7 protein-coding genes are annotated in these 11,226 nt (G+C 70.7%); 4 read left to right on the forward strand and 3 right to left on the reverse strand.

What is annotated here, in order from left to right; translation table 11 throughout:
* The first annotated feature begins 142 nt into the window (after window positions 1-142).
* Both ACFW0G_RS40115 and ACFW0G_RS40120 read left to right on the forward strand, forming a co-directional pair.
* Window positions 143-3,280 (forward strand): BTAD domain-containing putative transcriptional regulator, encoded by a 3,138-nt coding sequence (locus ACFW0G_RS40115; protein WP_378330764.1) that lies wholly within the window; start codon window positions 143-145, stop codon window positions 3,278-3,280.
* 628 nt (window positions 3,281-3,908) lie between these two features.
* Entirely contained in the window at window positions 3,909-5,456 is a 1,548-nt protein-coding gene (locus tag ACFW0G_RS40120) for an MFS transporter (protein WP_378330765.1), read from the forward strand.
* A gap of 64 nt (window positions 5,457-5,520) precedes the next feature.
* Here the strand turns inward: ACFW0G_RS40120 and ACFW0G_RS40125 are convergent, their stop codons facing one another.
* Window positions 5,521-6,021: a nuclear transport factor 2 family protein gene (locus ACFW0G_RS40125; protein ID WP_378330766.1), complete on the reverse strand. Its 501-nt coding sequence runs from the start codon at window positions 6,019-6,021 to the stop codon at window positions 5,521-5,523.
* 145 nt (window positions 6,022-6,166) lie between these two features.
* On the opposite strand from ACFW0G_RS40125, the gene lhgO reads away from it, so the two are divergent.
* Window positions 6,167-7,360 (forward strand): L-2-hydroxyglutarate oxidase, encoded by a 1,194-nt coding sequence (gene lhgO, locus ACFW0G_RS40130; RefSeq protein WP_378330767.1) that lies wholly within the window; start codon window positions 6,167-6,169, stop codon window positions 7,358-7,360.
* Between the two features lie 3 nt (window positions 7,361-7,363).
* Here the strand turns inward: lhgO and ACFW0G_RS40135 are convergent, their stop codons facing one another.
* Together ACFW0G_RS40135 and serS are read right to left on the reverse strand one after the other, a co-directional pair.
* Entirely contained in the window at window positions 7,364-8,353 is a 990-nt protein-coding gene (locus ACFW0G_RS40135; protein WP_378330768.1) for a DUF3558 family protein, read from the reverse strand.
* Window positions 8,354-8,436: 83 nt separating this feature from the next.
* A complete protein-coding gene (gene serS / locus ACFW0G_RS40140; RefSeq protein WP_378330769.1) occupies window positions 8,437-9,705 on the reverse strand; it encodes a serine--tRNA ligase in 1,269 nt (422 codons plus the stop codon).
* Window positions 9,706-9,869: 164 nt separating this feature from the next.
* On the opposite strand from serS, the gene ACFW0G_RS40145 reads away from it, so the two are divergent.
* The gene (locus ACFW0G_RS40145; protein WP_378330770.1) at window positions 9,870-11,165 is read left to right on the forward strand and encodes an aspartate aminotransferase family protein; all 1,296 of its coding nucleotides are present in this window, start codon (window positions 9,870-9,872) and stop codon (window positions 11,163-11,165) included.
* Window positions 11,166-11,226 lie beyond the last annotated feature (61 nt).

The following is an 11,226-nucleotide window of genomic DNA, read 5'->3' on the forward strand; positions in this document are numbered from 1 at the left end:
CTCCCATTGCGTGGGGACGCGGCGAAGTGTATAGAGCACCGGATGCCTAGAGCCTTTCGGGTGACATCCGGGCGTGGCGTGACGCAAGGGGCAAGTGGGACGTTGACGCCGTTCCTGCTCGTCGGCGGCTTAGGCTGACCGTATGCGCTTCGGCATTCTGGGGGAGATCGCCGCGTGGGACGCCGGCGGCGGCCGGATCGCGCTCGGCGGCCCACGATCGAGAGCACTGCTCTCGCTGCTCGCGTTGGAGGCGGGTCATTTCGTCTCCGCCGAGCGGCTCATCGACGGGATGTACGGCGATTCCCCGCCGGACGGCGCGGCCAACGCCCTCCAGTCGCAGGTGTCGAGGCTGCGGAACGCGTTGAAGGACGTCGCGGTCGTCGAGTTCACGTCGGCCGGGTATCGGCTCGACGTCGACTCCTCCGAAGTCGACGTACACCGCTTCGAGCATTTGGCAACCGAAGGGCGTCGCGCGCTGGCTTCCGGCGACGCGGTCCGCGCGGCGGAGTGGCTACGCGACGCGCTGGCGTTGTGGCGTGGGCCCGCGTTCGCGGATGTCCCCGAAGCCCCGTTCGTGGCCGCGCAGATCACCCGGCTGGACGAGCTGCGGGCGGACGTCGCCGGTGACCGCGTCGACGCCGAACTGGCGCTGGGGCAGGCGCAGGACGTCGTGGGCGAGTTGCGCTCGGCGATCGCGGAACACCCGCTGCGGGAACGGCCACGTGCGCAGCTGATCCGTGCGCTGAACGCGTTGGGGCGGCCTGCCGACGCGCTCGCCGCGTTCGAGGAGGCGCGGCGGACGCTGGCCGACGAGCTGGGCGCCGACCCTGGTCCAGACCTCGCCGATGCGCATCTCGCGGTGCTGCGAGGATCGCCGGAGAAGCCGTCGACTGCGGCTGCGTTGCCCGCCCAGCTCACCAGCTTCGTGGGCCGCGACGACGAACTGCGTCAGGTTTCGGAGCTGCTGAAGCGCGGCAGGCTCGTCACGCTCGTCGGGCCGGGCGGCACCGGGAAGACGCGGCTCGCGATCGAGGCTGCCAGTGCCGCGCCAGAGCAGGCCACGTTCGTCGGGCTCGCTCCGCACGCCGAAGGCACCGAGCTGCCGCAGGCGGTCTTGGCGGCGCTCGGCCTGCGCGACGGGTCGCTCAGCACTCGCGGCGACGGCGTCGCGCGGGACCCGGCGGATCGGCTCGTCGCGGCGCTGGCCGAACGCGCCGGGCTGCTGGTACTGGACAACTGCGAGCACCTGATCGACGCTGTCGCGCGGTTGGTGGCCCGGCTGCTCGCGGCGTGCCCCGGGCTGCGGGTGCTCGCCACCAGCCGGGAGCCACTGGGCATCACCGGCGAGCTGCTGGCGCCGGTCCCCCGGCTCGCGGTGCCGCCGCCTGGGACCTCGGCGGCGCGAGCGCTGGACTACGCCGCGGTCCGGCTCTTCGCCGACCGCGCGGGTGCGGCCGATCCGGCGTTCGCGGTGGACGAACGGACCATCGGCGACGTCCAGCACGTCTGCGCGGCGATGGACGGGCTGCCGCTCGCGATCGAGCTGGCGGCAGCGCGGGTCCGCGCGCTGCCGGTCGGCGAGATCGCGGCCCGGCTCGACGACCGGTTCCGGCTGCTGGCCCGCGGAAGCCGGGCGGCCGACGCACGGCATCGCTCGCTGCGCGGCGTCGTCGAGTGGAGCTGGGACCTCCTCGACGAGGACGAGCGGCGGCTCGCACGCAGGTTCACCGTGTTCGCCGGTGGTGCGACGCTGGTCGCGGCGGAGCAGGTCACCGACGTCGCCGACACACTCGACCTGCTGCCCGGCCTTGTCGACAAGTCGCTCGTCGAGGTCGTCGGCGGCCGCTACCGGATGCTGGAGACGATCCGCGCGTTCTGCGCCGAGCAGCTGACCGCCGCCGGCGAGGACGAGGAGCTGCGGCGCGCGCACGGCGCGTATTTCCTGCGGCTGGCCGAGGAGGCCGACCCGAAGCTGCGCACGGCCGACCAGCTGGCGTGGCTGGACCGGCTCGACGCCGAGTACGACAACCTCCTCGCCGCACTGCGCTGGTCCGCCGAGTCGGCGTCCGACATCGCGATGCGGCTGGTCACGGCGTTGTCGATGTACTGGTGGATGCGGGGTCGCCGGTTCGAGGGGGCGGCGCTCGCACTGGAGGTCGTCCGGCATGTCGGCGCCGAACCGCCCACCGAGCGGATCGACGACCTCGTGGTGTGCGTGCTGAACGCGATGTCGAGCGCGCCCGACGACGAGCTGGTGACCCGGCACGCCGCGCTGGTCGAGAGGTATGCCGACGACCGGGTGACCACGCTGCGGCATCCGGCGCTGACCATGTTGCTGGGCATCGTGCACGGTCCGCCGGGCGACGACGAGGACCTGGTCCGGCAGGCCGAGCTGCTGCAGGCCGACAGCGATCCGTGGGTGCGGGCGCTGGTGCCGACGGGGCTCGGCCTGTGGGCAATGATGACCGGCAGGCTGGCCATGGCCGAACAGTCGCTGCGCGAAGCGTCGACGCGGTTTCGCGCGCTCGGTGAACGCTGGGGCCTGTCGATGACGCTGGATCACCTTTCGCAGTTGCTGAGCTGGCAGGGCCGCTATGCCGAGTCGCTGGACCTCATGGGCGAGGCGATAGCACTGATGCAGGAGCTGGGCGCCACCGACGACAACGCCGACCTGTTGTGCCGCCGGGGCGACAGCCGCGCCGCGCAGGGAGACCTCGCAGGCGCGCGGGAGGACTACGAGGTCGCGATCGCACTCGCGAAGCGCGCCGGGATGCCGGAAAGCCGCGCTCTCGGCTACCTCGGTCTTGCCGGGCTCGCGCGGCGCGGTGGCGATCTGGAAGCGGCGGGGGCGCTGAGCGAACGAGCGCTGGCGGAGTGTCCCGGCGGGTCGTTCGCCACCGAAGGAGTGCGGACGGCGGCGATGATCTCGCTCGGCTGGATCGCCGTGGAGCGGGGCGTGGCCGCCGAAGCCGGGGAACGGTACCGGCTGGCACTGCTCTCGGGCCGCCGATGGCACGACGGGACCGCGGTGGCCTCGGCGCTGGAGGGGCTGGCCGGGGTGGCGATGCTGGAGAACGAGGGCGAGCGCGCGGCGCTGCTGCTCGGGGCCGCGGTCGCCGTGCGCGGCACGGCCATGGCCGGTGACTTCGACGTGGCACGCGTGCGTTCGGCGGCGCGGGACCGGATCGGGCTCGACGCGTTCGACCGCGCCTACGGGAGCGGGCTGACGATGCCCCGGCAGAAGGCGTTGACGACGGCCGGGGTGCCCGCTGGGCCGTGATCGTCGGCTTCGCGTGATTCGGCGTTGCGGTTCGGCTTTGCGCGGTTTGGCTTCGCGGTTTGGTTTTCGCGGCCTGACGCACTGTGCTTCGTGATCGACTTTTGGTGTTCCGCGTGCCTCGCGAGTACTGTCCCTTGTGGACGCGAACCACAGTCCTTTATGGACATTCACGCGTGGTTTTCGTTGCTGTATCCCCTAGGGCAACCCCCACCCTCCCGGGGGCACCCCTGCAACCAGCGTATCGCGCCAGGGGGTCTCAGCGGGGGCGGTCGGTGAATCTGTGGATAGCCGAACCCGTTGTGGATAACTTCGCCCTGGGACCCGGCGGGTCGTGAAGCTGGTTCCGCGAGGCCGCATCCTGTCCCGAACGACGCGGTGCTGATGTTGAACAGTGCTGTCGGTTATTGCTGGCGGTGAGGTGCCGAGGGACGCCTTCGGTGCGCTCGATGCGCCGAGGGACGCCCTCGTCGCACCCAACGCACCCAGGGCGTCCCTCGGTATCCCCGGCAGGCGGGCGGACGGTGCGTGAACGGTGCGCGGACGGTCAGCGCCGCCGGTCAGTGTCCCGGTACCCACCGCGCGACCGCCAGGGGACGGCCGCGCCGAGACACCTCCGGAGGGGGATCCGATGGCTCAATTGTCCGCACGCCGCAAAGTCGGGATCGTGCTCGTCTGCGTGCTCGCGCAACTGCTCATCGCCGTCGACATGACCGTGCTGCATCTGGCGATCCCGGCGCTGTCCGAAGCGCTGCACCCCAGCACCACACAGGTGCTCTGGATCGCCGACGGCTACGGCTTCGCACTGGCCGGGCTGCTCATCACGATGGGCAACCTCGGCGACCGCATCGGCCGCAAGAAGCTGCTGCTGACCGGCGCCGCGCTCTTCGGCGTCGCGTCGATCGGCACCGCGTACGCGCCGAGCGCCGAATTGCTGATCGTCGCGCGTGTCCTGCTGGGCGTGGCCGCGTCGACACTGATGCCGTCGACACTGTCGATCATCCGCAACGCGTTCACCGGTAAGGAACGCACCGCAATCATCGGCCTTTCCAGCGGGCTCACGATCCTCGGCTTCGGGCTCGGCCCGCTGATCGGCGGCGCGCTGCTCGGCCATTTCTGGTGGGGTTCGGTGTTCCTGGTCAACGTTCCGGTCGTCGTCCTGCTCCTCGTCGCGGGCGTACTGGTCCTGCCGGAGTCGCGCAATCCGTCGCCGGGCCGCATCGACGTGCTCAGCGTCGGCCTCTCGGTGCTGGGCGTGCTCGGTGTCGTGTACACGATCAAGGAGGTCGCTTACAAGGGCTTCGCGCACTGGGACGTCGGCGTCGCGGCCGTCATCGGAGTCGCGGGCCTGGTGACGTTCCTGCTTCGACAGCCCCGGCTCACCGAACCGCTGGTGGATCTGGCGCTGTTCCGGCGGCGGGCGTTCTCGGCGACGATCGGGACCACCGTCGTGGCGATGTTCGCGCAACTGGCGGTGTCGATCTTCGCGACGCAGTACTTCCAGCTCGTCGTCGGTTGGTCACCGCTCAAGTCGGGATTGGCGGGGCTCCCCGGGATGGGCGGCGCGCTGGTCGGTGGCGTGCTCAGCGGGCTGGCCATCAAGACGTTCGGCCGCGCCGCGACGATGGCCGCAGGCTGCGCGCTGTCGGCCGCGGGTTTCGCGCTGTACAGCCGGATCGAGGTCGTCACCGGATATCCGTACCTCGTCGTGACAATGGTGGTGTTCGGGCTCGGGCTGGCGTTGATCATCACCGTCGCCACCGACACGGTGCTCGGCGTCGTGCCCCGGGAGCGCGCCGGGGCGGCCTCGGCGATCTCCGAAACGGCGACGGAGCTCGGTGGTGCGCTGGGCATCGCGATCCTCGGCAGCGTCCTGGGCGCGCTATACCGCGACAATCTGGTGCTGCCGACCGGCCTCTCGCCCGAGGCCGCCACCGCGGCGCGCGAGACGCTCGGCGGGGCCGCACAGGTCGCGGCCCAGCTCCCCGGCGGGCTGGGGGCGCAGCTGTTCGACAACGCGCGGCAGGCGTTCGTGAGCGGTGTTCAAGTGACGCTGCTGGCTTCGATGGTCCTGATGGCGCTGCTCGCGGTGGCCTCGTACCCGGCGTTGCGCGGCGTCCCGAAAATCCTCGAGGACCCGGACGCCGAGGACACGCCCGTCGCCCCGGTCGCTGTCTGACCCGGCTGTCCGTGAAGGCCTCCTTCACGGCGTTGAGCGCCGGTAAGGAGGCCTTCACGGACCTTTACGACCTCGGCGCGGCGAGCGGGACGGCGTAGCGGTCGCCCGAGCGGATCATCGCCCGCAACGGCTTCACCGCCACCGCGAGCAGCCGCGCCGCGAGGGGACGGCCGTTACGCCGCGCGATGTCGGGGCCGAACCGGTCCATCAGGGCCACCAGCCCCGGCAACGTGCGCACGAACAACGTCGCCTCGGCGATCAAGCCTTCGTCGTCGAAGCGCAACACGGTCGCCTCTTCGATCTCCTCGCCACCGATGCGCGCGGTGTAGACCACCACCCGCGTCCGCTCGTCGCCGACGTCGGTGTGGAACCGCACGCCGTCGAGATGGGCGTACGCGACGCCGATGAGCTGCCGCAGCTGGGCGAGACCGGTGAACCGGACCCGCGACGTGAGAGGCGAGTGCACCACCGCGTCCGCCGCGAAAGTGCTCATCGCCAGCTCGACGTCCGCGGTTTCCCCTGCACGGCGATACCGCTCCGCCGTGGCTTCGGCCGCACCTGTCATGACGCCTCCCAGCTGACACTTCCGCCACCATCGAGCTAACCCCACCCGCGCGGCTCCCGCCCGTCGGTGTGACCGACGTGGCAGCGCGCCCACTGAGGGTGGCCTCACGGGCCGCTGACGCCGACCCCGCGTAGCCTGGTCGATCGTGCGGAACGTCGTGGTCATCGGTGGTGGGATAGTCGGGCTGTCCGTGGCCTGGGAGCTGACCAAGCGCGGTCAGGACGTGACGGTGCTGGAAAAAGAAGGCCGCTGGGCGGCACACCAGACCGGGCACAACTCGAACGTCGTGCACGCCGGGCTGTACTACAAGCCGGGCTCGTACAAGGCGAAGATGTCCACCGCGGGCAACCGGTCCATTGTGGACTTCGCGCGGCAGTACGGGGTCCCGGTCGAGGTGTGCGGCAAGCTGGTCGTCGCGACCTCCGACGCCGAACTGCCCGCGCTCAACGCGTTGGCCGAGCGGGCGGAGGCGAACGGGGTCCCCGCGAAGCTGATCTCCCCCGCCGAGGCACGGAACTACGAACCCGAGGTGTCCTGCGTCGGCGCGCTGCGCGTGGAGTCCACCGGGATCATCGACTTCCCCGCCGTCTGCGCCACCCTCGTCCGGCTGCTCGACGAAACCAGTGCCGATCTGCGGCTCGACAGCCCCGCGCTCGGCATCCGGCCGGGCCGCCACGGCGGTGTCGAGGTCGCGACCGGAGACGACGTCGTCCACGGCAGCGCGCTGGTCAACTGCGCCGGTCTGCACTCCGACCGGATCGCGCGGCTGGCCGGGCTGACGCCCAGCGCGCGGATCGTGCCGTTCCGCGGCGAGTACTACGAGCTGAAGCCCGAACGCCGGAACCTGGTGCGCGGGCTGATCTACCCGGTGCCGGACCCGTCGCTGCCGTTCCTCGGCGTGCACCTGACCCGGATGCTGGACGGCAGTGTCCACGCCGGACCGAACGCGGTGCTGGCCCTGCGCCGCGAGGGCTACCGCTGGCGCGACGTCTCCGCGAAGGACGTCGCCGACGTCGCGCGCTTCCCCGGTGTCTGGCGGCTCGCGCGCAAGTACGTCTACCCGACCGGCATCGACGAGGTACGCCGCTCGTTCTCCCGCCGCCGCTTCGCCGCGAGCCTCGCCCGGCTGGTCCCGGCGGTGACCGCGGACGACATCGTGCGCCACGGCTCCGGTGTCCGGGCACAGGCGCTGCGCCCGGACGGCTCGCTGGTCGACGACTTCCTGATCGAGACCACCCGGAACCAGGTCCACGTGCTCAACGCGCCGTCCCCCGCCGCGACCAGCGCGCTGGAGATCGCCAAGCACATCGCGGACGTCGTCGGCGAATCGGCGAGCTGAGCCTCAACTCGCCGGCAGGTTCCCGCCGACCATCGGCAGGCCCGCTTTCACCGCGTCGCAGGCTTTGCTGTCGTCGTCGAGGAAGCCGCTGGTCACATACACCGACGAGGTGTCGGTGATCGGCAGCACCGCACCGCAGACCGCGCTCATCCCGCCCTCGTTGGGCAGCAGCACCCACTTCCGCCCGTTGACGTCCTGCGGCTGGCCGGGCGGGGTGAAAGCAGGCCACTTGTCATACGGCGTGGTCGGGCCGAGCCACACTTCGAACGACTTCTGCCCGCCGGCGCCGTCGGTGTCCTTCCACAGGCAGAACACCGCGTTCGGCGTCACGGTCGACTTGCTGGACTTCCCTGCGGGCTCCACCTTCAACTGCTGGGCCTGCTCCGGCTTGAGGAGCGTGCACGGGTCCAGCGTCGCGAGCGGCCCGGACGGCTGCGGCGGAGTCGACGGGGTGATCGACGGAGCGGTCTCCCCGCCCGGCAGGTGCGACGAGACGAACGGCAGGACCTTCTTCGCCACCTCGCACGACTTCGTCTCTTCATTGGCCGAGACGCCGACGTCCACGAACGACTGCGGCCCCAGCGGCAGGATGTAGGTGCAGAATCCAGGGAAGCTGGAGGCGTACTGGGTCCAGGTGAACCCGCCCGACTGGACGCTGTCCTTCTTGAGCGCGCCACCCAGGTAGTCGTCGAGCCGCAGGTCGACGGCCCAGCCGATCGAAGTGGTGGCCAGCCCGCTGTCGTCCTTGGGCGAGAAGATGCACGACGCGGGCGTGCGCTGTTTTTCGCTGGCGGGTTGGGGCTTGCCCGGCCCTTCGAAGCCGAGGCCCGCCGCCTGCTCCGAGGAGAGCAGCGTGCAGGCGTCGACGACCTTCTTGACGGGTCCCTGCCCCGGCACCGGCGCGGCCGACCCGCCGACGGTCGCCGTGCACCCCCCGAGCAGCACCGCGACTACCCCTGCCAGGACGGCCGCCCCTAGCCGACTGATCCGCATGTGCTCATCCTCCGTTCGGCCCGCACCCTACTGGGCCGAACGCCGCCGCACCCGGTGTCCGCCGAAAATCCCCCGCCACTGGTTCAACGGCCGGACGGCGTCAGTACCTCGCGGCCGCCGACGAACGGGCGCAGCGCCTCCGGAACGCGGACGGACCCGTCCTCGAGCTGGTGGTTCTCCAGGATCGCGACGATCCAGCGGGTGGTCGCCAAGGTGCCGTTCAACGTCGCGGCGGTCTGCGGCTTGCCGTTCTCGTCGCGGTAGCGGACCGACAGCCGCCGCGCCTGGAACGTCGTGCAGTTCGACGTCGAGGTCAGCTCGCGGTAGGTCTCCTGCGTCGGGATCCACGCCTCGCAGTCGAACTTGCGGTGCGCGGAGGTGCCGAGGTCGCCGGTCGCGGTGTCGATGACCCGGTAGGGCACCTCGATCTTCGCCAGCATCTGCTCCTCCCAGCCGAGCAGCCGCTCGTGCTCGGCCTCGGCGTCCTCCGGACGCGCGTAGACGAACATCTCGACCTTGTCGAACTGGTGCACGCGGATGATGCCGCGGGTGTCCTTGCCGTACGAACCGGCCTCGCGGCGGTAGCAGGAGGACCAGCCGGCGTAGCGCTTCGCGCCGTCGCTCAGGTCGAGGATTTCGTCGGCGTGGTACCCGGCGAGCGGCACCTCCGACGTCCCGACGAGATACAGGTCGTCGTCGCGCAGCTGGTAGACCTCGGACGAGTGCGCGCCGAGGAACCCGGTGCCACCCATGATCTCCGGCCGCACCAGCGACGGCGTGATCATCGGGACGAACCCGTTCTCCAGCGCCTGCGCGATCGCCATGTTCAGCAGGCCGAGCTGCAGCTGCGCGCCCACCCCGGTGAGGAAGTAGAACCGCGAGCCGGACACCTTGGCGCCGCGCTCCATGTCGACCGCGCCGAGGCCCTCCATGAGTTCGAGGTGATCGCGCGGGGTGAAGTCGAACTTCGTCGGCTCGCCGACGTGCTTGAGCACGGCGAAGTCGTCCTCGCCGCCGATCGGCGAGGACAGGTGAACCAGGTTCGGCAGCGTGCGGAAGAGCTGGTCGAACTCCTCCGAAGACTCGTTCTGTTCGGCCTCGGCGGCCTTCACCTGGGCTGAGAGGTCCTTCGCCGTCGCCAGGAGCGCGGCCTTCTCCTCGCCGGACGCCTTCGGGATCTGCTTGCCCAGTGTCTTCTGCTCGTTGCGCAGCCTGTCCGCGGCCGCGATCGCGGAGCGGCGGCGGGAGTCGAGGCCGAGCAGTTTGTCGACCACTCCTTCGTCCTCGCCACGGGCGCGCTGCGACGCGCGCACGGCCTCCGGGTCTTCGCGCAGGGTCCTGGGGTCAATCACGAGAGATGAGAGTAGTCGCAGGCCCACCGCGCGTTCGAGGCGGTTTCGGCTCCACGCCGCACACAGTGTGCGGGCCCGCCCGGACAACCCGACAGTCTGATCGTTGTCGCCGGTTTCCCGCGCTCCCCATACTCCGAGCAAGCGACGAGGATGAGGAGACGACGATGACCGAAGCGGATCTGCTCGCCCGGCACAAGGCGGTCATGCCCACCTGGATGGGACTCCTCTACGAGGAGCCGATCGAGATCGTGCAGGGCCGCGACCGCCGGGTCACCGACGGGTCCGGCCGGACTTACCTGGACTTCTTCGCCGGCGTGCTCACCAACGCGATGGGCTACGACATCACCGAGATCAGCGACGCCGTGCGCAAGCAGCTCGACACCGGCATCCTGCACACCTCGACGCTGTACCTGATCCGCTCGCAGGTGGAGCTGGCCGAGCGGATCGCGAAGCTGTCCGGGATCCCGGACGCGAAGGTGTTCTTCACCAACTCCGGCAGCGAAGCGAACGACACCGCGCTGATGCTCGCGACGCAGTACCGGCGCAGCAACCAGGTCCTCGCGCTGCGGAACTCCTACCACGGCCGCTCGTTCGCGACGGTCGCGATCACCGGCAACCGCGGCTGGTCGGCGTCGGCGCTGAGCCCGGTCAAGGTGAACTACGTGCACGGCGGCTACCGCTACCGCAGCCCGTTCCGGGATCTCTCGGACTCCGCCTACATCGACGCCTGCGTCGCGGACCTGGTCGACGTACTGGAGACCGCGACCGCGGGCGACGTCGCCTGCATGATCGCCGAACCGGTGCAGGGCGTCGGCGGGTTCAGCCTGCCGCCGGACGGGTTGTTCAAGGCCATGAAGGAGGTCCTCGACTCCTACGGCGTGCTGTTCATCTCCGACGAGGTCCAGACCGGCTGGGGCCGCACCGGCGAACACTTCTGGGGCATCGACGCGCACGGCGTCACCCCGGACGCGATGACGTTCGCGAAGGGCCTCGGCAACGGGCTGGCCGTCGGCGGCATCGTGGCGCGCGGCGATCTCGTGGACTGCTTCACCGCGAACTCGTTCTCGACCTTCGGCGGCAACCCGGTCTCGATGGCGGGCGCCACGGCGGTCATCGACTACATCGCCGACCACGACCTGCAGGGCAACGCGGCGGCCCGCGGCGAGCAACTGCTGTCCGGCCTGCGCGCGGCGGCGAGCCCGATCGTCGGCGAGGTGCGCGGGAAGGGCCTGATGATCGGCGTCGAGCTGGTCGAACCGGGCGGCACGGAGCCGAGTGTCCGCGCGGCGAGCCGGATGCTGGAGGAGACCAAGCGGCGCGGGCTGCTCGTCGGGAAGGGCGGTCTGCACGGCAACGTCCTGCGCATCGCGCCGCCGATGACGCTCACCGCCGAGGAAGCCCAGGAAGGCCTCGACATCCTGACCGACTCCCTGGCCGCCACCCAGGCCGCGCTGTCCTGACCGTCCACACCGGACCGAAATGCCGTTAAGGCCACCTTACGGGCGTCTGACGCCCGTAAGG

Origin of the sequence: Amycolatopsis sp. NPDC058986 (genome assembly GCF_042741125.1) — a bacterium.
In the GTDB taxonomy this organism is placed as follows: domain Bacteria; phylum Actinomycetota; class Actinomycetes; order Mycobacteriales; family Pseudonocardiaceae; genus Amycolatopsis.

What these genes read in the sequence shown, in the direction of transcription:
- ACFW0G_RS40145 (WP_378330770.1), top strand. Translation starts at nt 9,870, where the DNA reads ATGACCGAAGCGGATCTGCTCGCCCGGCACAAGGCGGTCATGCCCACC.
- ACFW0G_RS40125 (WP_378330766.1), bottom strand. Translation starts at nt 6,021, where the DNA reads ATGACAGGTGCGGCCGAAGCCACGGCGGAGCGGTATCGCCGTGCAGGG.
- ACFW0G_RS40120 (WP_378330765.1), top strand. Translation starts at nt 3,909, where the DNA reads ATGGCTCAATTGTCCGCACGCCGCAAAGTCGGGATCGTGCTCGTCTGC.
- ACFW0G_RS40135 (WP_378330768.1), bottom strand. Translation starts at nt 8,353, where the DNA reads ATGCGGATCAGTCGGCTAGGGGCGGCCGTCCTGGCAGGGGTAGTCGCG.
- ACFW0G_RS40115 (WP_378330764.1), top strand. Translation starts at nt 143, where the DNA reads ATGCGCTTCGGCATTCTGGGGGAGATCGCCGCGTGGGACGCCGGCGGC.